18 protein-coding genes are annotated in these 22,284 nt (G+C 73.6%); 16 read left to right on the plus strand and 2 right to left on the minus strand.

Annotation, left to right across the window (positions count from 1 at the left end; all coding sequences use genetic code 11):
* Complete coding sequence (locus tag ACFVXG_RS33050; protein ID WP_387932840.1) at positions 1 to 1,173, minus strand: trypsin-like serine peptidase; 1,173 nt, start codon at positions 1,171 to 1,173, stop codon at positions 1 to 3.
* 360 nt (positions 1,174 to 1,533) lie between these two features.
* On the opposite strand from ACFVXG_RS33050, the gene ACFVXG_RS33055 reads away from it, so the two are divergent.
* The 5 genes from ACFVXG_RS33055 to ACFVXG_RS33075 are packed head-to-tail and all read left to right on the plus strand — an operon-like array spanning position 1,534 to position 9,321.
* Positions 1,534 to 3,363 (plus strand): IucA/IucC family protein, encoded by a 1,830-nt coding sequence (locus ACFVXG_RS33055; protein ID WP_387932841.1) that lies wholly within the window; start codon positions 1,534 to 1,536, stop codon positions 3,361 to 3,363.
* A complete protein-coding gene (locus tag ACFVXG_RS33060; protein ID WP_387932843.1) occupies positions 3,360 to 3,947 on the plus strand; it encodes a GNAT family N-acetyltransferase in 588 nt (195 codons plus the stop codon). The genes ACFVXG_RS33055 and ACFVXG_RS33060 overlap by 4 nt, the downstream gene beginning before the upstream one ends.
* Before the next feature lie 9 nt (positions 3,948 to 3,956).
* The gene (locus tag ACFVXG_RS33065; protein WP_387932845.1) at positions 3,957 to 5,381 is read left to right on the plus strand and encodes a lysine N(6)-hydroxylase/L-ornithine N(5)-oxygenase family protein; all 1,425 of its coding nucleotides are present in this window, start codon (positions 3,957 to 3,959) and stop codon (positions 5,379 to 5,381) included.
* A complete protein-coding gene (locus ACFVXG_RS33070) occupies positions 5,359 to 7,194 on the plus strand; it encodes an IucA/IucC family protein (RefSeq protein WP_387932847.1) in 1,836 nt (611 codons plus the stop codon). The genes ACFVXG_RS33065 and ACFVXG_RS33070 overlap by 23 nt, the downstream gene beginning before the upstream one ends.
* A 12-nt stretch (positions 7,195 to 7,206) precedes the next feature.
* The gene (locus tag ACFVXG_RS33075) at positions 7,207 to 9,321 is read left to right on the plus strand and encodes an ATP-dependent DNA helicase (RefSeq protein WP_387932849.1); all 2,115 of its coding nucleotides are present in this window, start codon (positions 7,207 to 7,209) and stop codon (positions 9,319 to 9,321) included.
* 102 nt (positions 9,322 to 9,423) lie between these two features.
* Here the strand turns inward: ACFVXG_RS33075 and lexA are convergent, their stop codons facing one another.
* Positions 9,424 to 10,119, minus strand: coding sequence for a transcriptional repressor LexA (gene lexA / locus ACFVXG_RS33080; protein WP_350507843.1), 696 nt, complete (start codon positions 10,117 to 10,119; stop codon positions 9,424 to 9,426).
* Positions 10,120 to 10,648: 529 nt separating this feature from the next.
* Here lexA and nrdR point away from each other — a divergent pair.
* The 11 genes from nrdR (at position 10,649) to ACFVXG_RS33135 (ending at position 22,279) form a co-directional block, all read left to right on the plus strand.
* Complete coding sequence (gene nrdR / locus ACFVXG_RS33085; protein ID WP_387932851.1) at positions 10,649 to 11,146, plus strand: transcriptional regulator NrdR; 498 nt, start codon at positions 10,649 to 10,651, stop codon at positions 11,144 to 11,146.
* Between the two features lie 237 nt (positions 11,147 to 11,383).
* Complete coding sequence (locus ACFVXG_RS33090) at positions 11,384 to 14,257, plus strand: vitamin B12-dependent ribonucleotide reductase (RefSeq protein WP_387932853.1); 2,874 nt, start codon at positions 11,384 to 11,386, stop codon at positions 14,255 to 14,257.
* 180 nt (positions 14,258 to 14,437) lie between these two features.
* Positions 14,438 to 15,199, plus strand: a complete 762-nt coding sequence (locus ACFVXG_RS33095) for an SDR family oxidoreductase (protein WP_387932854.1) — start codon at positions 14,438 to 14,440, stop codon at positions 15,197 to 15,199.
* 74 nt (positions 15,200 to 15,273) lie between these two features.
* Positions 15,274 to 15,510 carry an RNA polymerase subunit sigma-70 gene (locus ACFVXG_RS33100; RefSeq protein ID WP_387932856.1) on the plus strand — a complete coding sequence of 79 codons (237 nt, stop codon included), beginning with the start codon at positions 15,274 to 15,276 and terminating at the stop codon, positions 15,508 to 15,510.
* Between the two features lies 1 nt (position 15,511).
* Positions 15,512 to 16,075 carry a Clp protease N-terminal domain-containing protein gene (locus ACFVXG_RS33105; RefSeq protein WP_387932858.1) on the plus strand — a complete coding sequence of 188 codons (564 nt, stop codon included), beginning with the start codon at positions 15,512 to 15,514 and terminating at the stop codon, positions 16,073 to 16,075.
* 261 nt (positions 16,076 to 16,336) lie between these two features.
* Complete coding sequence (locus ACFVXG_RS33110; RefSeq protein WP_387932860.1) at positions 16,337 to 18,100, plus strand: sensor histidine kinase; 1,764 nt, start codon at positions 16,337 to 16,339, stop codon at positions 18,098 to 18,100.
* Complete coding sequence (locus ACFVXG_RS33115) at positions 18,100 to 18,546, plus strand: roadblock/LC7 domain-containing protein (protein WP_350507783.1); 447 nt, start codon at positions 18,100 to 18,102, stop codon at positions 18,544 to 18,546. The genes ACFVXG_RS33110 and ACFVXG_RS33115 overlap by 1 nt, the downstream gene beginning before the upstream one ends.
* On the plus strand, positions 18,543 to 18,911 hold the full coding sequence (locus ACFVXG_RS33120; protein ID WP_387932861.1) for a DUF742 domain-containing protein: 369 nt from the start codon (positions 18,543 to 18,545) through the stop codon (positions 18,909 to 18,911). Before ACFVXG_RS33115 ends, ACFVXG_RS33120 begins: the two co-directional genes overlap by 4 nt.
* Positions 18,892 to 19,674, plus strand: coding sequence for an ATP/GTP-binding protein (locus tag ACFVXG_RS33125; protein WP_387932863.1), 783 nt, complete (start codon positions 18,892 to 18,894; stop codon positions 19,672 to 19,674). The genes ACFVXG_RS33120 and ACFVXG_RS33125 overlap by 20 nt, the downstream gene beginning before the upstream one ends.
* Complete coding sequence (locus tag ACFVXG_RS33130) at positions 19,671 to 20,909, plus strand: cytochrome P450 (protein ID WP_387932865.1); 1,239 nt, start codon at positions 19,671 to 19,673, stop codon at positions 20,907 to 20,909. Before ACFVXG_RS33125 ends, ACFVXG_RS33130 begins: the two co-directional genes overlap by 4 nt.
* A 155-nt stretch (positions 20,910 to 21,064) precedes the next feature.
* Positions 21,065 to 22,279, plus strand: coding sequence for a cytochrome P450 (locus ACFVXG_RS33135; RefSeq protein WP_387932867.1), 1,215 nt, complete (start codon positions 21,065 to 21,067; stop codon positions 22,277 to 22,279).
* The last annotated feature ends 5 nt before the right edge of the window (positions 22,280 to 22,284 follow it).

The following is a 22,284-nucleotide window of genomic DNA, read 5'->3' on the forward strand; positions in this document are numbered from 1 at the left end:
TCACTGCTTCCTGGAGATCCAGTCCAGGGCCTGCTTGGCGACCGTCTCCAGGTACGGGCCGCTCAGCGAGGTGTGCCCCTGGGTGCCGATCGAGGTGTTGCTGACCAGGGCGGTCTTCCCGTCCGGCATGGTGGCGAACCAGCCGCCGCCGCTGGCGCCCTGGGTCATGTTGCAGCCGATGGTCAGCATGGACGGGCGCTGGGCGTCGAAGGACAGCCGGACGGGCTTGCCGCCGTCGCACTTGTACAGCTCCTGGCCGTCGAACGGCTTGACCAGCGGGTAGCCGGCGGCCGAGACCTTGAGCTGGTCGCGGGGCGCGTCGAACCACACCGGGACGGCCGAACCGACCGTCTCCTCAAGGGACTTGCCGGTGTCGCTCTGGTTGTGCACGCGCATCACGGCGAAGTCGTACTGGTTGGCGGCGTCCCCGGTCGGGCCGCCCTCGACCATCCACTGCGGGGAGGTCACGACCTGGTCGGCCCACCAGGTGCCCAGCGGGGCCAGCTCGGACAGCGGGGCCTTCTTGCCGCCGCTGGAGGCACCCGAGTTGTTGTAGGCGGGGACGAAGACCAGGTCCTTGTAGAAGTCGCCGCCCTTGCCCTCGTGCACGCAGTGGGCGGCCGTCCAGACCAGGTTGCTCTTGCCCGGGTGCTGGGGGTCGGCGATCACCGTCGCCGAGCAGTTGCCCCGGCCGCCCTGGGCGGAGAAGAACACCTTCCCGGAGGGCTGCTTGAGGTACGGGCGGGGCACCTGGACGGCCTTGACCACCGGCGGCTCGGGGTCCGTCACGCCGTCGGCGGTGGCCGGCTTGGCGGTCGGCGGCGCCGGGTCGGCGGGCTTGGCGTCGCCCATCTTGTCCGGGTTCCAGAAGTCCTTCACCACCGGGTTGTTGAAGACGTGCTTGGACGCCCACTTGTCCCAGTCGTCGAACTTCCACTTCTTCAGGTCGTCCCAGCTCTTCGGCAGGCCCTCCAGCAGGCTGGTCGGCAGGCCGGACGGCAGGGTGATCCCGCCGATGGCGCCGCCGGGGGCGGTGCTCGCGGCCGTGGCGGGCGGCGGCGCGGCGGCGGTCTTGTCGCCGCCCGCCGGGCCGTCCGGTCCGCAGGCGCTGACGGCCAGCAGCGTTCCCGCGGCCAGGGCGGCGGCCAGGGCTGACCGGTGGATCGGTGGCATCGGTGCGCTTCCCCCTGCGTTCGGTCGGGCTGTTCGGGCTGTGTCGGGTCGGGCTTCGGTGCGGCTGCGCGCCGTCCTGGAGTCTTCCATCGCCGTACAGGACGGCGGCGGCCGCCCCCCGGGTTCCGGGGCCGGGCGGAGGTCACCGATCCGTGACGCGGAACCGGCCCCCTGGTTGGCACAGCAGGGCCGTCCCGCCCGGTGGCGCACTATCCCCGATCTTCACCCGGACGAGTGAGCCGTCCTTGTGATCACCCGTCAGGGATAGGTAACCCTTACCTGACGCGACGGTGCGAGCGCCCGCCGAACCCCTCCACCACCCGCGCGCGTCCGCACCCCCACGCGCACCAAGGAGCAGCCTTGAGCACCGCCCTCACCGGAGCCCCGCCCGTACCGCCGCCGACCGCGGAGCCGCCGCGCGAGGAGCACCAGCCCGGGCCCGACCCGCTGCTGCACCACGACCCCGCCGTCGCCGCCGAACAGGCCGCCCTGGAAGCCCTGTTGCGCTGCTGGACCCGGGAGACCGGGGCGCGCCCCGGACCGGACGGCCGGCTGCGGGTCGACGTCCTCGGCGGCGCCGCCCGGCTCACCGCCCCGGTCCGCTACTGGTCGCCCGGCGGCTGGCACCGCTTCGGCCGGGCCACCCTCTCGGTCGGGGAGGGCGCTGTCGTGGGGGAGGGGGCCCAGGCCCCGGTGGACGCCGTCACCGCCGCCGCCCTGCTCGCCGCCGCGGCCGCCGAACGGCCCGACCCCGGACAGGTCGCCGACCTCGCCGCCCGGGTCGCCGACTCGGTCGTGCGCACCGCCGAGATCCTCGCCCACCGCCGCACCGCCGCCGAACCCGGCGGGCCGGAGCGCTCCCGCTTCCTCGCCGCCGAACAGGCCCTGCTGCTCGGCCACCCCCTGCACCCCACCCCGAAGAGCCGCGACGGCCTCGGCCCGGCCCAGAGCGCCGCCTACTCGCCCGAACTCCACGGCTCCTTCCCCCTGCACTGGTACGCCGTCGACCGCAGCCTGCTCGCGGCCGGCTCCGCCGTCGCCCGCAGCGCCGACCGGATCACCGCCGACCTGCTCGGCGACCGCACCCCCCTGCCGCCCGGCACCGCCGCCCTGCCGCTGCACCCCTGGCAGGCCCGCGAACTCGCCCACCGCCCGGCCGTCGCCGCGCTGCTCGCCGACGGGCTGCTGCACGACCTCGGCCCGGCCGGCGAGCCCTGGTACCCCACCTCCTCGGTGCGCACCGTCTACCGGCCCGGCACCCCGTGGATGCTCAAGCTCTCGCTCGGCCTGCGGATCACCAACTCCCGCCGGGAGAACCTGCGCAAGGAGCTCCACCGCGGCCTGGAGGTGCACCGGCTGCTGGAGAGCGGCCTCGCCGCCGAATGGCGGGCCGCCCACCCCGGCTTCGACATCGTCCGCGACCCGGCCTGGATCGGCGTCGACCACCCCGACCTCGGCGACCCCGGCGGCCTGGACACCGTGCTGCGCGCCCAGCCCTTCGGGCCGGCCGAACGCGCCCTGTGCGTGGCCGGGTTCGTCGCCGAACAGCCGCGCGGCACCGGCAGCACCGTGCCCTCCGCCCTCGGCGACACCCTGCGCGCGCTCGCCGCCCGCACCGGCCGCCCGCTGCGCACCGTGGCCGCTGAATGGTTCCTGCGCTACCTGGACGCCGTCGTGCTGCCCGTCCTCTGGCTGGACGGCCGCGGCGGCATCGCCCTGGAGGCCCACCAGCAGAACAGCATCGTCCTGCTGGACGCCGAGGGCTGGCCCAGCGGCGGCCGCTACCGCGACAACCAGGGCTACTACTACCGGGAGAGCGCCGCCGAGCGGCTCACCGCCCGACTGCCCGGACTCGGCGCGCAGAGCGACACCTTCCTGCCGGACGCCGTCATCGACCACCACTTCGCCTACTACCTCGGCATCAACCACGTGCTCGGGCTGATCGGCGCCCTCGGCTCCCAGGGCCTCGCCGACGAAACGGTGCTGCTGGCCGGGCTGCGCCGCTTCCTGGCCGGCCCGCGCGCGACCGCCACCGGCTCGGCCCTGCCCGCCCTGCTGCTGGACGCGCCCACCCTGCCCTGCAAGGCCAACCTGCTCACCCGGATCAACGGCCTCGACGAACTGGTCGGCCCGGTCGCCACCCAGTCCGTGTACGTCGACATCCCCAACCCGGTGACGGGCGCCCGATGACGGACGACGGGCGCCCGATGACGGACGAGCTGCCCGGGTGGGGCGAAGTCCCCACCCCGGCCGGCCGGTTCCGACTCGACCCGGTCCGGCTGCCCGCGCACCTGGAACTGCTCACCGGCTGGATGAACGACCCCGAGGTCGCCGCCTTCTGGGAACTCGCCGGACCGCCCGCCGTCACCGAACGGCACGTCCGGGCCCAACTCGACGGCGACGGAAGCAGCCTGCCCTGCCTCGGCCTGCTCGACGGCGAGCCGATGAGCTACTGGGAGGTCTACCGGGCCGACCTCGACCCGCTCGCCGGGCACTACCCGGCCCGCCCGCACGACACCGGCGTGCACCTGCTGCTCGGCCCGGCCGCCAGCCGCGGCCACGGCCTCGGCGCCCAACTGCTCGCCGCCGTCGCCGAACTCGTCCTCCGGCACCGACCCGCGTGCCAACGGGTGGTGGCCGAACCGGACCTCCGCAACCGGCGCTCGGTCCGGGCCTTCGAACGGGCCGGATTCCGGGCCGCCGCCGAACTCGACCTGCCCGACAAGCGCGCCGCCCTGATGGTCCGCGACCGCGATGCGCCGATCCCCGCCTAGGACACCCCTGTGGACACCTCGACACCGCACGATCCCCCCTACGACCTGCTCGGCGTCGGCATCGGCCCGTTCAACCTCTCGCTCGCCGCCCTCGCCGAGCCCGTACCCGGCCTGCGCACGCTCTTCTGCGACCAGCGCCCCGAATTCCGCTGGCACCACGGGATGCTGGTGGACGGCGCCCGGATGCAGGTGCCCTTCCTCGCCGACCTGGTCTCGCTGGTCGACCCGACCAACCCGTGGTCCTTCCTCAACTACCTGCGCGCCCAGGACCGGCTGTTCCCGTTCTACTTCGCCGAACGCTTCCAGCTGCCCCGCCGCGAGTACGACCACTACTGCCGCTGGGCCGCCGACCGGCTGCCCAACTGCCGCTTCGGCACCGAGGTCACCGCCCTGCACCGGGACGGCCCGCTGTTCCTGGTCGAGCTGACCGACACCGCGACCGGCCGGCGCAGCACCGCCCGGGCCCGCAACCTCGCGCTCGGCGTCGGCACCCGGCCCGTGCTGCCCGAGACCTTCGCCGCCCTGGCGGACCACCCGCGGGCCTTCCACTCCGCCGAGTACCTGGACCGTCGCGCCGACCTCGCCGGCGCCCGGGACATCACCGTGATCGGCAGCGGACAGTCCGGCGCCGAGGTCTTCCTCGACCTGCTCCGCCGCCACCAGGACGACGGCGTCCGGCTGCGCTGGCTCACCCGCACCCGGGCGCTCGCCCCCATGGAGTACTCCAAGCTCGGCCTGGAACACTTCACCCCCGACTACACCCGCTACTTCCACGGCCTGCCCGGCCCCGTCCGGGACGCCCTGGTCAGCGCCCAGTGGCAGCTGCACAAGGCCGCCAGCGCGGAAACCCTCGCCGAGATCCACGACCACCTCTACGAGCGCACCATCGGCCGCCCGATCGACACCGCCCCGGTCGAGATCACCCCCGGCACCGCCGTCACCGAGGCCCGCCCCGGCCCCTGCGGCGGCCTCGAACTGCACTGCCGGCACACCGACTCCGGCGCCGAGCACGTGCTGCGCACCGACGCCGTGGTGCTCGCCACCGGCTACCGCGCCGCCCGCCCGGCCGCGCTCGAACCGCTCGCCCACCTGATCGACTGGGACGAGAGCGGGCGCTACCGGGTCGACCTCGACCACCGGGTCGCCACCCGGCCCGAGCTCACCGGCGGCCTCTACGTCCAGAACGCCGAACTCCACACCCACGGCGTCGGCACCCCCGACCTCGGCCTCGGCGCCCACCGGGCCGCCGTCATCCTCAACGCCGTCACCGGCCGGATCGTCCACCGGCTGCCCGACCGCACCGCCTGGACCGGCTTCGCGCCGCCCGCCGCTGCCGCCACACCCGCGGCCGCTGCCGCTGCCGCACCGAACGCGCAGACCCCCGTCGTCCCCCGCCCCCAGGAGCTGACCCGTGCCGCAACCGTCGGCCGCTGAACCGCCGCTCTACCTGCCCCCGCACCTCACCGCCGGGCACTGGCAGCGGGCCGGCCGCGCCCTGCTGGCCAAGATGCTCGGCGAATTCGCCTACGAGGACCTGCTCCGGCCCACCCCGGGCGCCCTCGACGGCGAGTACCTGCTGAAGCTCCCCGAGGCCGAGTACCGCTACTCCGCCCGTCGCGGCGCCTACGACGGCTGGCAGGTCGACCCCGAGTCGATCCGCTGCTCCCGCCCGGACGGCCTCGACCCGCTGCGCTTCCTCCCGTACGCCGCGCAGACCCTCGGGATGCGCGGCGAGACCACCGCCCACCTGGTCCGCGAGCTCTCCGCCACGCTGACCGCCGACGCCCGCCAGCTCGCCACCGCGCTCACCGCCGCCGAACTCGCCGAGCTCGACCACCCCGCGCTGGAGGGCCGGCAGAGCGGCCACCCGTGGATCGTCCCCAGCAAGGGCCGGATCGGCTTCTCCGGCACCGACGCCGCCCGCTGGGCCCCGGAGGCCCGCAGCCCCCGCCCGCTGCCCTGGATCGCCGTCCACCGCCGGCTCGCCGAGTACCGCGGCGTGCCCGGCCTGGACCACCCCGAGCAGCTGTACGCCCGCGAGCTGGACGACGTGGACGCGCTGCGCGCCCCGCTCGGCGCCGACGCCGACGACTACCTGCTGCTGCCCGTCCACCCCTGGCAGTGGGACGATGCGGTCCTGCCGCTGTTCGCGCCCTGGATCGCCACCGGCGAGATCGTCCCGCTGGCCTCGGACGGCGACCCACGACTGCCCCAGCAGTCCATCCGCTCCTTCTTCAACACCGCCCACCCCGAGCGCTGCACCGTCAAGCTGCCGCTGTCCATCCTGAACACCCTGGTCTGGCGCGGACTGCCGGTCGAACGCACCCTCGCCGCGCCCGCCGTCACCGCCTGGCTGCACGGGCTGCGCGACGCCGACCCGTACCTGCGGGACGAATGCCGGGTGATCCTGCTCGGCGAGATCGCCTCCGTCACCGTCGACCACCCGCTCTACCGGGAGATGCCCGACTCGCCGTACCAGTACAAGGAGCTGCTCGGCGCGATCTGGCGCGAACCGCTCGGCCCCTTCCTGGCCGGGGACGAACGCGCCCGCACCCTCGCCGCCCTGCTGCAGACCGGCTCCGACGGGCGGGCCCTCGCGGTCGAACTGATCGCCCGCTCCGGCCTCACCCCCGTCGAGTGGACCGGCCAGCTGTTCGCCGCGATGCTGCCGCCGCTGCTGCACTTCCTCTACCGCTACGGGCTGGTCTTCTCCCCGCACGGCGAGAACGCCATCGTGGTCTTCGACGCCGCCGACGTGCCGGTGCGGCTCGCCGTCAAGGACTTCGTCGACGACGTCAACCTCAGCGACCAGGACCTCCCCGAACTGCGCGGACTGCCCGCGGAGGTCGCCGACGTGCTGCTGCGGGACGACCCCCAGGGGCTCTGCCAGTTCATCCACTCCGGGCTGTTCATCGGCGTCTTCCGCTACCTCGCCCCGCTGCTGGAGGCGCAGGCCGGCCTCGCCGAGACCGCGTTCTGGGCGCTGCTGCGCGAGGAGGTCCACCGCTACCAGGCCCGCTTCCCCGAGCTGCGCGAGCGCTTCGACCTGTTCGACCTGTTCCGGCCCCGGATCGACCGGCTCTGCCTCAACCGCAACCGGCTGCTCATGGACGGCTACCAGGACCGCCCGCACCGCCCGCACGCCGTCCGGCACGGCACCGTGCCGAACGCCCTGGTCGGCGTGGACGTGCGCCCGCCCGGGCTCCTCCCCGGACAACGGGACCGGATTGTCGCCCCCGCCCCGTAGGGTGGAAGGGCCATGACGAACGACTCCGAATCCCAGCCCGCGACGGACCTCGGCGACGAGGCCGAGGAAGCCGTCGCCGTTCCGCGCTCGCGGATCCCCGAGCTGTTGCACGCCGCGGTCGAGGCCGTCGGCGGTGTGGAGCGCCCCGGCCAGATGCGGATGGCCGAGGCCGTCGCCGACGCCGTCGACCACTCCGAGCACCTGCTCGTCCAGGCCGGCACCGGCACCGGCAAGTCCCTCGCCTACCTGGTGCCGGCCCTCGCGCATGGCGACCGGGTGGTGGTCGCCACCGCCACCCTGGCCCTCCAACGCCAGCTGGTGGAGCGGGACTTGCCGCGCACGGTCGAGGCGCTGCACCCGGTGCTGCGCCGCCGCCCGCTGTACGCGATGCTCAAGGGCCGCTCCAACTACCTGTGCCTGCACCGGGCCAACGAGGGCACCCCGAGCGACGAGGGCGAGGGCCTCTTCGACCCGGTCGACGCGCTCGGCGGCCCCACCGGCAAGCTCGGCCAGGACGTGCTGCGGCTGCGCGACTGGGCCGACGAGACCGAGACCGGCGACCGGGACGACATGAGCCCCGGCGTCTCGGACAAGGCCTGGGCGCAGCTGTCGGTCACCTCCAAGGAGTGCCTGGGCGCGACCCGCTGCGCGTACGGGCAGGAGTGCTTCGCGGAGAAGGCCCGGGAGCGCGCCAAGCTCGCGGACGTCGTGGTCACCAACCACGCGATGCTCGCGATCGACGCGATCGAGGGCGCGCCGGTGCTGCCCGAGCACGGGCTGCTGATCGTCGACGAGGCGCACGAGCTGGTCAACCGGGTCACCGGCGCGGCCACCGCCGAGCTGACCGTCGGCGCCGTCAACCGGGCGGTGAAGCGGGCCGCCCGGCTGGCCAACGAGAAGGCCGTGGACGCCCTCCAGGCCGCCGCCGAGAACTACCACGGGCTGATGGAGACCGCCCAGCCCGGCCGGGTCGAGGAGCTGCCCGAGTACCTGGCCTACGCGGTCACCGCGATCCGGGACGCCTCCCGCCAGGTGATCACCTCGCTGGGCGAGACCAGGGACAAGGGCCTCAGCGACGAGGACGCCGTCCGCAAGCAGGCGATGGCCTCGGCCGAGACGCTGCACGAGACGGCCGACCGGCTGCTGGAGGGCTCCGAGTACGACGTGGTCTGGATCGAGCGCAGCGACCGCTACGGGCTGGGCACCGCCTCGCTGCGGGTCGCCCCGCTGAGCGTGTCCGGGCTGCTGCGCGAGGGGCTGTACAAGGAGCGCTCGGTCGTCCTCACCTCGGCCACGCTCAAGCTCGGCGGGGACTTCAACGGCGTGGCCGGCTCGCTCGGCCTGCCCAAGGAGACCCGACTGCCGGACCAGCGCACGCCGGGTGACAACCCCGAGGCCGGCTCCGGGTTCGGGGAGGACGCCGTCCCGCACTGGCGGGGCATCGACGTGGGCTCGCCGTTCAAGTACCCCAAGCAGGGCATCCTGTACGTCGCCAAGCACCTCGCCGACCCCGGGCGCGCCCCCGAACGGCCGGACATGCTCGACGAGTTGGCCGAGCTGATCGACGCGGCCGGCGGGCGCACGCTGGGCCTGTTCTCCTCGATGCGCGGCGCCCAGACGGCCGCCGAGGCGATGCGGGAGCGGCTCGACCACCGGATCCTGCTCCAGGGGGAGGACACCCTCGGCGAGTTGATCCGCGAGTTCGCCTCGGACGCCACCACCTGCCTGTTCGGCACGCTCTCGCTCTGGCAGGGCGTCGACGTGCCCGGCTCGGCCTGCCAGCTGGTCGTGATGGACCGCATCCCCTTCCCGCGGCCGGACGACCCGCTGATGAGCGCCCGCCAGAAGGACGTCGAACAGCACGGCGGGAACGGCTTCATGGCGGTCGCGGCGACCCACGCGGCGCTGCTGATGGCACAGGGCGCGGGCCGGCTGGTGCGCGCGGCGGACGACCGGGGCGTGGTCGCGGTGCTCGACCCCCGGGTGGAGACCAAGCGGTACGGGGGCTTCTTCCGGTCCTCGATGCCGGAGTTCTGGTACACCACGGACCGCAACCAGGTGCGCCGCTCGCTGGCGGCGATCGACGCCTCGGCGGCGCCGGTGCGGCCGGTGGTGAAGCGGGGCTGAGGGCCGTTTCGCCGAAGGACGACGGAGGGGCTCCCCGCTGACGCGGTGGAGCCCCTTCCCGTTGTAGTGGCAGCCGCTCGCCGCGGCGGCCGGGCGGCGCCGTCAGAGGCGGCGCAGGACGGCGACCACCTTGCCCAGGATGGTGGCGTTGTCGCCGTTGATCGGCTCGTACGCCGGGTTGTGCGGCATCAGCCAGATCCGGCCGTCCTCGCGCTTGAGCCGCTTGACGGTGGCCTCGCCGTCGATCATGGCGGCCACGATGTCGCCGTTCTCGGCGACCGGCTGACGGCGCACGGTGACCCAGTCGCCGTCGCAGATGGCGGCCTCGATCATCGAGTCGCCGCGCACGGTGAGGGCGAACAGCTCGCCCTCACCGACCAGCTGGCGGGGCAGCGGGAAGACGTCCTCGACCGTCTGCTCGGCCAGGATCGGCCCGCCGGCCGCGATCCGGCCGACCAGCGGCACGTAGGAGGTGGAGGGCCGCCCGGCCGTCTCGGCGGTGTTGGGGCGGGCCACCTCGACGCCGCGGACCTCGTAGGCGCGCGGGCGGTGCGGGTCGCGGCGCAGGAAGCCCTTGCGCTCCAGGGCCATCAGCTGGTGGGCGACCGAGGAGGTGCTGGACAGGCCGACGGCCTGGCCGATCTCGCGCATGGACGGCGGGTAGCCGCGCCGCTGGACGGAGTCGCGGATGACCTCGATCACCCGGCGCTGGCGCTCGGTGAGGCCCGCCTCGTCGGTCCGGATGCCGGGGGGGCGGCCGGGCATCGAACGGGCGGGGGAGGGATGGGTGTCGTCCATGGTGGGGGAGTGCTCGATCGGCTGGTCGGGGACGCGGCCCGTGGTGGAAACGGCCGGGCCGGAGAGGCGGTGGTCTTCGCTACGGTCCATGCTGATGTCCACGCTCTGCTGATTCGTGGTGCGCTGCCCCACCTTGAACTGGGAGTGTTCCTGCACCGGGATGGTGTTGGTTTCGATGGTGTTCACGGCGGCCCCTCTCGACGGCTGTCCTCTCCCCTTTTCCAGCCCAACGCGCCTCCTATCGAAAGGTTGCGCCAAACACACGTTCGAGTGAATTATTCGGGAGTTGACTGACTCGATCAAGGCTTTGTTGTACATCGAGTAAATGTTCGACCGGATGCCGACTCCGGAAGTCTAATCGGCGCCGACACGCCAGGGGTGTCACTTCCCCCCGAGACCTAGATGTAGTGGCTAGAGTCCTCTCCGTGCCCAGTACTAGTGGTCAGGTCGCATGATCAGCTTGCCGAGGCCGGGGGCACATCGCATAGACTCGACCGGTCCGCACGTCCTGCCAGGGAGGGATCCCCAGGTGCACTGCCCCTTCTGCCGGCACTCCGACAGCCGCGTTGTCGACAGCCGGACCACCGAGGACGGCAGCTGCATTCGCCGTCGTCGACAGTGCCCGGACTGCGGCCGCCGTTTCACCACCGTGGAGACGGCCGCGCTCATGGTCATCAAGCGCAGCGGGGTCACCGAACCCTTCTCCCGCCAGAAGGTCATCACCGGCGTCCGCAAGGCCTGCCAGGGCCGCCCGGTCACCGAGGACGCCCTCGCCCAGCTCGGGCAGCGGGTCGAGGAGTGCGTGCGGGCCAGCGGCAGCGCCGAGCTGACCACCCACGACGTCGGGCTGGCCATACTCGGCCCGCTGCGGGACCTGGACGTGGTCGCCTACCTGCGCTTCGCCAGCGTGTACCAGGCGTACGACGGACTCGAGGACTTCGAGGCCGCCATCGCGGAGATCCGCGGCGAGCGGCCCGCCCCCGAGGCGGACGGCACCTGCGTGCCGGTTCCCGCCGCCGCGCCCTAGGCGGCGCGCCGGGCCCCCGCGGGCCCGCCAGAGCCAAACACCATGCGGCCCCCAGCGGGCCGGCAGCACCACACCGGCCCAGCGTGGGCCCACGCGTGCCCGAAAACGGGGCACAGAACACTACAAACCGTGCGCAAGCGGACGGGGTCCCGTCTGCCCGCACACCGGAAGAACGAACCAGCGGTGCCCGGATTTTTCGGGGCACTTCGGGCGTTTGCCCAGGAGGAGGAGCGAGAAGTGACAGACACCACGAGCGGTTCCGCGCGCGGGTCGAAGTCCGAGAAGGCCGCGACCAAGGGCGCCAAGGCCCCGAAGGGCGGTCTCCGGATGGAACGCATCTACACCACCCCTGGCGTGCACCCGTACGACGAGGTCCGCTGGGAGCGGCGCGACGTCGTCATGACCAACTGGCGCGACGGCTCCATCAACTTCGAGCAGCGCGGCGTCGAGTTCCCCGACTTCTGGTCGGTCAACGCCGTCAACATCGTCACGTCCAAGTACTTCCGCGGCGCCGTCGGCACCCCCCAGCGCGAGTGGAGCCTCAAGCAGATCATCGACCGCGTGGTGCTCACCTACCGCGCGGCCGGCGAGAAGCACGGCTACTTCGCCACCGCGGACGACGCCGAGATCTTCGAGCACGAGCTGACCCACGCCCTCCTCCACCAGGTGTTCAGCTTCAACTCGCCGGTCTGGTTCAACGTCGGCACCAAGCAGCCCCAGCAGGTCAGCGCCTGCTTCATCCTGTCCGTCGACGACTCCATGGAGTCGATCCTCGACTGGTACAAGGAAGAGGGCATGATCTTCAAGGGCGGCTCCGGCGCCGGCCTCAACCTCTCCCGGATCCGCTCCTCCAAGGAGCTGCTCTCCTCCGGCGGCAACGCCTCCGGCCCGGTCTCCTTCATGCGCGGCGCCGACGCCTCCGCCGGCACCATCAAGTCCGGCGGCGCCACCCGCCGCGCGGCCAAGATGGTCGTCCTCGACGTCGACCACCCGGACGTCGAGGCCTTCATCGAGACCAAGGTGAAGGAGGAGGAGAAGATCCGCGCCCTGCGCGACGCGGGCTTCGACATGGACCTCGGCGGCGACGACATCGCGTCCGTCCAGTACCAGAACGCCAACAACTCGGTCCGCGTCAACGACGAATTCATGACCGCCGTCGAGAACGGCACCGAATTCGGCCTGCGCGCCCGGATGACCGGCGAGGTCATCGAGACCGTCGACGCCAAGAAGCTGTTCCGCAAGATGGCCGAGGCCGCCTGGGCCTGCGCCGACCCCGGCATCCAGTACGACTCCACCATCAACCACTGGCACACCTGCCCCGAGTCCGGACGCATCAACGCCTCCAACCCGTGCTCGGAGTACATGCACCTGGACAACTCCAGCTGCAACCTCGCCTCGCTGAACCTGATGAAGTTCCTGCGCGACGACGACACGTTCGACGCCGAGAAGTTCGCCAAGGTCGTCGAGCTGGTCATCACCGCGATGGACATCTCCATCTGCTTCGCCGACTTCCCCACCGAGAAGATCGGCGAGACCACCCGCGCCTACCGCCAGCTCGGCATCGGCTACGCCAACCTCGGCGCCCTGCTGATGGCCACCGGCCACGCCTACGACAGCGAGGGCGGCCGCGCCCTGGCCGGCGCCATCACCTCGCTGATGACCGGCACCGCCTACCGCCGCGGCGCCGAACTCGCCGGCGTCGTCGGCCCGTACGACGGCTACGCGCGCAACGCGACCGCCCACCAGCAGGTCATGAAGCAGCACGCCGACGCCTCGCTGGACGCCGTCTCCTTCGACGACCTGGACGCCCCGGTCTGGCTCGCGGCCAACAAGTCCTGGCAGGACGTGCTGCGCGTCGGCGCCCAGAACGGCTTCCGCAACGCCCAGGCCTCGGTCCTCGCCCCGACCGGCACCATCGGCCTGATGATGGACTGCGACACCACCGGCGTCGAGCCCGACCTCGCCCTGGTCAAGTTCAAGAAGCTCGTCGGCGGCGGCTCGATGCAGATCGTCAACGGCACCGTCCCGCGCGCCCTCAAGCGCCTCGGGTACCAGGACGAGCAGATCGAGGCGGTCGTCGCCCACATCGCCGAGCACGGCAACGTGGTGGACGCGCCCGGCCTCAAGGCCGAGCACTACGAGGTGTTCGACTGCGCGATGGGCGAGCGCTCCATCTCCCCGATGGGCCACGTGCGGATGATGTCGGCGATCCAGCCGTGGATCTCCGGCGCCATCTCCAAGACCGTGAACATGCCCGAGAGCGCCACGGTGGAAGAGATCGAGGAGATCTACTTCCAGGCCTGGAAGCTCGGTGTGAAGGCATTGGCCATCTACCGCGACAACTGCAAGGTCGGCCAGCCGCTTTCCGCCAAGAAGAAGGAATCCGAGGCCAAGGCCGAGGAGACCCCCGCCGCCGTGGTCGAGAAGGTCGTCGAGTACCGCCCCGTCCGCAAGCGCCTGCCCAAGGGCCGCCCGGGCATCACCACCTCCTTCACGGTCGGTGGCGCCGAGGGCTACATGACCGCCAACTCCTACCCGGACGACGGCCTCGGCGAGGTCTTCCTGAAGATGTCCAAGCAGGGCTCGACCCTCGCGGGCATGATGGACGCCTTCTCCATCGCCGTCTCGGTCGGCCTCCAGTACGGCGTGCCGCTGGAGACCTACGTCTCGAAGTTCACCAACATGCGCTTCGAGCCGGCCGGTCTGACCGACGACCCGGACGTGCGGATGGCCCAGTCGATCGTCGACTACATCTTCCGCCGCCTGGCGCTGGACTTCCTGCCGTTCGAGACCCGCTCGGCGCTCGGCATCCACTCCGTCGAGGAGCGCACCCGCCACCTGGAGACCGGCTCCTACGAGCCGCTGGAGGCCGAGGAGCTCGACACCGAGTCCCTCGCCCAGTCCGCCCCGGTCGCCGCGGCCAAGCCGGCCCCGGCCGTCGAGGCGCCCAAGGCGGCCCCGAAGCAGGCCCACAACTCCACGGAGCTGATGGAGATCCAGCTCGGCCTCAACGCCGACGCGCCGCTCTGCTTCTCCTGCGGCACCAAGATGCGCCGCGCCGGCAGCTGCTACCTCTGCGAGGGCTGCGGCTCCACCAGCGGCTGCAGCTGACCGCCGGACTGACCCCGCGCGGGTGAGCCACCGCTGAGGCGGGGCGAGGACTTCACGTCCTCGCCCCGCCTCTTCTCGTTTTCTCGTTGTCCGGGAGCGGCGTCCCGGGGGCCGATGTCACGGACGGGGGTGGTGGTCGGTCTGTAGGGGGTGACGGTGCTCGGTGAGAGGAGTGGTGTGGTGACGGGGACGGTGCTGGTGACCGGGGCGACGGGGACGTTGGGGCGGGAGGTGGTGCGGCTGCTGGTGGCGCGCGGGGTGGCGGTGCGGGGGTTGAGCCGGCGGGCGCGGGAGGCGGGGGACGGGGTCGAGTGGGTGGTCGGGGACCTGGTGGGCGGGGCGGGGATCGCGGCGGCGGTGGCCGGGGTGGAGACGGTGCTGGACTGCGCGACCACGCAGGGGAAGAAGGACGTGGCGGCGGTCGGGCGTCTGGTGGCGGAGGCCCGGCGGGCCGGGGTGCGGCACCTGGTGTACGTGTCGATCGTGGGGATCGACCGGGTGCCGCTCGCGTACTACCGGGCGAAGCTCGGCTGTGAACGGGTGGTGCGGGAGTCGGGGCTGGGGTGGACGGTGCTGCGGGCGACGCAGTTCCACGACCTGCTGTTCAAGGCCTTCGACCTGAGCGCGAGGCTGCCGGTGTTCCCGGTGGTGAGCGGTGCCGAGGTCCAGCCGGTGGAGGTCCGGGAGGTGGCGGAGCGGGTGGTGGCGCTGGTGGGGCGGGAGCCGGCCGGGTTCGCGCCGGAGGTGGGCGGGCCTCGGGTGTGGTCGTACCGGGAGCTGGCGGAGGCGTACCTGCGGGCGGCGGGTCGGCGGCGGCCGGTGCTGCCGTTGCGGATCCCGGGGGCGGTGGGGCGGGCGTTGCGGGCGGGCGGGCTCACCACGCCGGAGCGGGCGGTGGGGCGGGGGACCTTCGAGGAGGCGTTGGCGCGGCGGTTCGGCTGAGTCCCGGGGCGGCGGCCGACCGGAGCTGTCAACCGGGGTTGACATTCCCAGGAGTGTCAACCAGAGTTGACGTCATGAGCGAGAGCGGAGAGCTCGCGGCCGCCGCGAGCAGTCGTGACCCCGCCGTGGGGCTCCGGGCGGTCCGCGCCCTGCGTGATCTGGCGGACCGCCTGGAGGACCTCCAGGTGGGCAACGCCCGGGCGCAGGGCTGGTCCTGGCAGGACATCGCGGTCTGCCTCGGGGTGACCAGGCAGGCGGTGCACAAGAAGCACGCACGACGGGGGCCCGGCAAGGGCGAGGACGGAGGCTGAGATGTTCGAACGGTTCACTCAGGGGGCCCGGCGGGCCGTGGTCATCGCGCAGGAGGAGGCGAGGCAGCTGCGGGACGACCGGGTCGGGACGGAGCACCTCCTGCTGGGGATCCTGGAGCGCGCGGAGGAGCCGGGCGCCGCCGTGCTGGCGGAGGCCGGGCTGGACCAGGAAGCGGTGCGGCAGGCGGTGCGCCGCCTGCGGGGGAAGGGGGACCGGCAGGTGCTGGCCTCGATCGGGGTCGACCTGGACGCGGTGCGGGAGGCGGTCGAGGCGGCCTTCGGGGAGGGGGCGCTGGACGCCCCGCCGGAGGAGGCGCGCAAGCGCTGGGGCCGATTCCGCGCCGGGGGTCTCGCGACCGGGCACATCCCGTTCTCGCGCCCGGCGAAGAAGGCGCTGGAGCTGTCGCTGCGGGAGGCGCTGCGGTTGAAGTCGAAGGAGATCGGAGTGGCGCACCTGCTGCTCGGGGTGCTCCGCGAGGGGGAGGGGCTCGGGGTGCTGGTGGTCGTCGACCACGGGCTGGACACGGCGGCCGTGCGGCAGGCGGTGGAGGCCGGACTGGTCTGAGTGCGGTGCCTGGAAGGGGTGGAAGGTGTCGCCGTGCGGTGTCCTCGACGTGAATGAAGGAGATTGACCGTCAACTAGCGGGTTGAGGCCAATGTCTGAATCGATATGATCGGCCGAAAGCGTGAACCGATCAGCCGCCCGGAGGCGTTTCACGACGCCACCGGGCGGTCTGGTATGCGCCCGACCAGCTGTCGGCGGCCGCAACCGTCGCCGACCCGCCGCCCGCGCCGCCGCCCGCCGACGTTGCCGAGGACCGCACCGATGAGAGAAGCCACCAGCCCCGACGGTCGGCCGCGCCGCCGCCCCGCGCCGCGCACCGTCGCCCTGACCGCGGCCGCCGTCCTGCTGGCGCTGGTCGCCGCGCCGGTCGGCATCGCCCGGGCCCTGGGCGCGCACCAGGCGCTCACCGCGCTCGCGGTGGGCGCCGTCGCGGTGCTCTGGCTGATCGCGGTCGGCCTCGCCGCGGGCGGCGCCGAGCGCGCCCGCCGACTGGCCGAGGACCTGGCCGCCCAGCACGAGGAGACCCGGGCCGTGCTGGTCGCCGCCGGCACCGCCCGGCAGGCCGAGACGGCCGCCCAGGACCGGGCCGCCGCCGCACTCGCCGAGCGGGACGCCGCCCGCGCCGAGCTGGCCCGGGTCGAGGCGGACGTCACCGCCGCGCACGCCGAACTGGCCCGGCTGCGGGCCGAAGTCGACACCGAGCGGGCCGCTGCCGGGGCGGAGCGGGAGCGGGCCGCCGCCGAGCGGGCCGAGCTGGAGCGGATCCCCGAGGGCGTGCTGCCCGAGGTGGTGAAGAAGCTGCGCGGGGGCGCGTCCGTGGACAGCGCGCTGGCCGCCCATCGCAAGCACCCCCAGTACGCGCTGCTGCGCGCCGTCGGCGAGGAGGTCGGCCGCGGCGAGCGGCTGCGGGCCGCCGCGCTCGCGGTCTGCGCCACCGCCGCCGGGCGGGTCCAGGCGCTGGCCACGAGCATGCACGCCGAACTGCGCGAGATGCAGCACCGGCACGACGAGGAGGTCCTCGGCGACCTGCTGCGGCTGGACCACTCGACCGCCCAGGCGGGCCGGATGGCGGACAGCATCGCGGTGCTCACCGGCGCCCGCTCCGGCCGCCGCTGGGCCAAGCCGATCGCGGTGGAGTCGGTGCTGCGCGGCGCGCTCGGCCGGATCGGCGCCTACCAGCGGGTGCGGCTGCACAACGCCAGCACCGCCGCGGTGGCCGGCTTCGCGGCCGAGGGCGTGATGCACGCGCTGGCCGAACTGCTGGACAACGCCACCAACTTCTCCGCCCCGCCGGCCGAGGTGCACGTCTACGTCGAGGAGGTGCCGGCCGGCCTGGCGGTCACCGTCGAGGACAGCGGGCTGGGCCTGAGCGACAGTTGGCTGCGCCGGGCGGAACGCGCCGTCTCCGCCGAGCCGCTGGACCTCGCCACCCTCTCCGCCGGCACCCGGCTGGGTCTCGCGGTGGTCGGCGTGCTGGCGCGCAAGCACGGGCTGCAGATCTCCTTCCGGCCGTCGGCGCGCGGCGGCACCGGGGTGGTGATGCTGATCCCGCAGCAGGTGGTCACCCACCCGGTTCCGGCGCCCGTCCCGGCCGTCGCGCCCGTGACGACTGCCGCGCCCGTGGTGGAGTCCGTGCGCCCCGCGCTCACCCCCGCCCGCCCGGCGCCCGCCTTCCTGCCGCCCGCGCCCGGCGCGCCCGCGGTGCCGAGCGCTGCTGTGGTGACCGCCGCGCCGGCTGCTGCAGCCCTCCCCGTACCCGCGGTCCCCACCCAGACCCCGTCCGGGCCCGCCCGGATGACCGACAGCGGCCTGCCGCAGCGCCGTCGCGGCCAGACGCTGGCCACCACCACCCCGGCGGCGGCTCCGGCCGCGAAGCCCGTACGGACCGACGCGGCGGGTGCCGCCGCCCGGTTCGGGGCCTTCCGCCGGGCCGCCCAGCCCGCGCTGCCCGCCCCCGGGGCCGCGCCGACCACGGACCCCGAGACCACGCCCGACGCTTCCCCCGTCACCGAGAAGGACTCCTGATGAGCAGCGCCCCCGACCGCGACCTCGACTGGCTGTTGGAAAACCTGCTGGCGGCGACCCCCGGCACCCGGCACGCCCTGGTGCTGTCCGCCGACGGCCTCAAGCTCTGCCACACCGCCGGGCTGAGCGCCGACCAGGCCGACCAGCTGTCCGCGATCGCCTCCGGGCTGCAGAGCCTGGCGCACGGCGCCTCGATCGAGTTCGGGGACGGCAGCGGCGGCGTGCGGCAGTCGATGACCGAGTTCCACGGCGGCATCCTGTGCATCGTGGCGGCCGGCGAGGGCGCGCACCTCGCGGTGGTCACGGACGACGACGCGGACGTGGGCGTGGTCGGCCACAACATGCACGGCCTGATCGAGCAGATCGGCATCCACCTCAGCGCGCCCGCCCGGGAGGCGGACGCGGAGTCCGGCGGCGCCGCCGAGCGCGAGAGCGCCGGGATATGAACGCCGGGCCCGTGCTGCCGGGCCGGGACGACGACCCGGACCGCCTCTACACCATCACCGGGGGCCGCAGCCGCGCTCCGGAGAACGCCTTCGACCTGGTCACCCTGATCGTCGCGGAGCGGCAGCCGGCGCCGGGGATGCAGTCGGAGCACGTCCGGATCCTGCGGATGTGCGAGGCCCCGACCGCCGTGGTGGAGGTGGCGGCGGAGCTGTCGCTGCCGATCTCGGTGGTGAAGATCCTGCTCGGCGACCTGCTGGAGTCCGGCGCGGTCACTGCCCGGCACCCCAGGTTCGCGCCGAACAAGGCCCGGCTGCCCGATCTCGACACGTTGAAGCAGGTGCTGCATGGCCTCCAACGGCTCTGACCTCTCCGACCGCTCCGACCTCTCCGCCTCCACCGCCCTCCAGGACGTCCGGCCCGCGGGCCGCACCCCGCTGCGGGCGACCGCCGACAACGCGCTGAAGATCGTCGTGGTCGGCGGGTTCGGGGTGGGCAAGACCACCCTGGTCGGCTCGGTCAGCGAGATCCGCCCGCTGAACACCGAGGAGGTGATGACCCGGGCGGGGGAAGGCATCGACCCGGCCGGCAGCTGGGGCAAGCGCTCCACCACGGTCGCCTTCGACTTCGGCCGGATCACCCTGTCCGAGCGGCAGGTGCTGTACCTGTTCGGCGCGCCCGGGCAGGAGCGCTTCTGGTTCCTGTGGGACCGGCTGTTCAGCGGCGCCCTGGGCGCGGTCGTGCTGGTGGACACCCGGCGGCTGGAGGACTCCTGGTACGCGATCGACCGGCTGGAGCACCACGGCACCCCGTTCATCGTGGCCCGCAACAACTTCGGCGAGCCCGGCCACACCCTGGAGCAGGTCCGGGAGGCGCTGGACCTGCCGCCGGAGGTCCCGCTGGTGGACTGCGACGCCCGTGACCGGGAGTCCGGCAAGCGGGTGCTGATCGAGCTGGTCCACCACCTGGCGGCCCTCGCCGGGGCCGACGCGGCCGCGCTGGCCGCCCTGGCCGAACCCGGTACGCCGGTCGGGCCCGCCGCGGCCGGCGAATTCGGTACGCCGGTCGGGCCCGCTGCGGCCGCCGTCCCCGGAGCCCCCGACGCGATCTACGAGGAGAGCACCCCGTGACCGAGCCCGCCGTCACCCCGCCCCCGGGCTGCCCGGCGCACGCCGCCGCCACGCCGCTGTACGGGCCGCGCTTCCAGACCGACCCGGCCCAGCTCTACCGCGAACTGCGCGCCGCGCACGGCCCGGTCGCCCCGGTCGAGCTGGCCGGCGGCGTGCCCGCCTGGCTGGTCATCGGCTACCGGGAGCTGCAGCAGGTCACCGGCCAGCCGCAGCTCTTCGGCCGGGACTCCAGCCGCTGGAACGCGTGGGAGACGCTGCCCGCGGACTGGCCGCTGAAGCCGATGATGGCCCCGGTGCCGTCGATCCTGTACGCCGAGGGCGAGGAGCACGTCCGCCGGTCCCGGGCGGTCACCGACGCGCTGGCCGGGATCGACCCGTACGAGCTGCGCAAGCACGCCGAGGAGATCGCCGACGGGCTGATCGACGAGTTCGCCGGGCGCGGCGAGGCCGACCTGGTCGCCGAGTACGCGCACCGGATGCCGCTGCTGGTGCTGTGCCGGGTCCTCGGCCTGGACGAGGAGCAGGCGCCGCAGCTGATCACGGCGCTGCTGGCCATGCTGGACGGCGGCGCGGATGCCCCGGCGGGCGCCCAGCGGCTGCTGGAACTGATGCTCGCGCTGGTGGAGGAGAAGGCCGAGCACCCGGGTGCGGACGTGGCCTCGCGGATGCTGGAGCACCCGGCGGCGCTGACCCACGACGAGGTGATGCGCGACCTGCGGGTGCTGCTGATCGCCGGTCACCAGCCCAGTTCGTACTGGATCTCCAACGCGCTGCGGCTGATGCTCACCGACGAGCGCTTCGCGGCCTCGCTGGCCGGTGGCCGGCGCAGCATCAGCCAGGCGCTCAACGAGGCGCTCTGGGAGGACACCCCGACCCAGATCTTCGCCGGCCGCTGGGCGGTGCGGGACACCCAGCTCGGCGGCCAGCGGATCGCCGAGGGCGACATGCTGCTGCTGGGCTTCGCCGGGGCCAACGCGGACCCGTCGGTGCGTCAGCCCGACGGCCGTCCGGCCGAGGGGAACCGGGCGCACATGAGCTACTCGTACGGCGAGCACGGCTGCCCGTTCCCGGCGCAGGAGGCGGCCGAGGTGATCGCCACCACCGCGATCGAGGTGCTGCTGGACCGGCTGCCGGACCTGCGGCTGGCGGTGGCCGAGCACGCGCTGGTGTGGCGGCCCTCGGCCTGGGTGCGCGGGCTGGTCGCGCTGCCGGTCTCGTTCAGCCCGGGCTACTAGGCGCTTCCGGGTACGGGAAGCTCCCGGATGCCGCCGGTGCCCTGCCGGGTGCGGCGGGAGCCTTGCGGATCTTGGTCGGGCCAGCCAGGATCCACAGGACGTGCACAACCGTTCGAAGATCCTCTACGTCACTACGTCAAGGAGAGTTGCCGCCGATGACCGCTGCCCCGGCCCCGATCGCCCTCGACCCGCTGGCCCGCGACAACGCCGCCGAGGGTGCCCTGCTGCGGGCCGCCGGTCCGGCGGTGCCGGTGGTGCTGCCCGGCGGGGTCGCCGGGTGGGCGGTGACCCGGCACGCGGCCGCGCGTGACCTGCTCACCGACGCCCGGCTGGTGAAGGACGCCCGGCACTGGGCCGCCTACCAGCGCGGCGAGGTGCCGAAGACCTGGCCGCTGATCGGCCTGGCGGTGCCCGGCCCGAGCATGGTGACCACGGACGGCCCCGAGCACCGCCGGCTGCGGGCGCTGGTCGCCCAGGCCTTCACCCCACGCCGGGTCGAGCTGATGCGCCCGCGAGTGGAGGAGATCACCCACGCGCTGCTGGACGCCCTGGCGGCCGGGGAGCCGCTGGTCGACCTCAAGTCGTCCTTCGCCTTCCCGCTGCCGATGACGGTGATCTGCTCGCTGCTGGGCGTCCCGGAGTCGGACCACGCCCTGCTGCGCGACCTGTACGAGCGGTTCTTCGGCGTCAAGCCCGACCCGGAGGGCATCCAGGCTACCGTCGCCGGACTGAACGCCTTCGTCAACGGCCTGGTCGCGCAGCGCCGTTCGGAGCCGGGCGAGGACCTGGCGAGCGTGCTGCTGGCGGCGGACACCGAGGGCGGGGCGCTCACCGACGCGGAGGCGGCGGCCACCCTGCGGGTGATCATCGCGGCCGGCCACGAGACCACCGTCAACCTGATCGGCAACGCGGTGCGGGCGCTGCTGGCGCACCCGGACCAGCTGGAGCTGGTGCGCGCGGGTGAGGTGTCCTGGGACGCGGTGGTCGAGGAGTCGCTCCGCTGGACGCCGCCGACCAGCAACTTCCTGTTCCGCTTCGCCGCCGAGTCCATCGAGGTCGGTGAGGTGGTGATCCCGGCGGGCGACCCGGTGCTGGTCTCGTACAACGCGATCGGCCGGGACCCGCTGCAGCACGGGGTGACGGCGGAGCTGTTCGACATCACCCGGGACCCGACCCGGCACCTGTCCTTCGGCCACGGCCCGCACGTCTGCCCGGGCTCGCCGCTGGCCCGGCTGGAGGCGGCGGTCGCGCTGCCGGCGCTGTTCGAGCGCTTCCCCGGGCTGTCGCTCGCGGTCCCGGACGGCGAGCTGCGGCCGAGCCCGTCGCTGGTGGTGAACAGCCTGCTGGAGCTGCCCGTCCGGCTCTGGTGACGTCC

It is taken from the genome of Kitasatospora sp. NPDC058162, assembly GCF_042884005.1.
In the GTDB taxonomy this organism is placed as follows: domain Bacteria; phylum Actinomycetota; class Actinomycetes; order Streptomycetales; family Streptomycetaceae; genus Kitasatospora.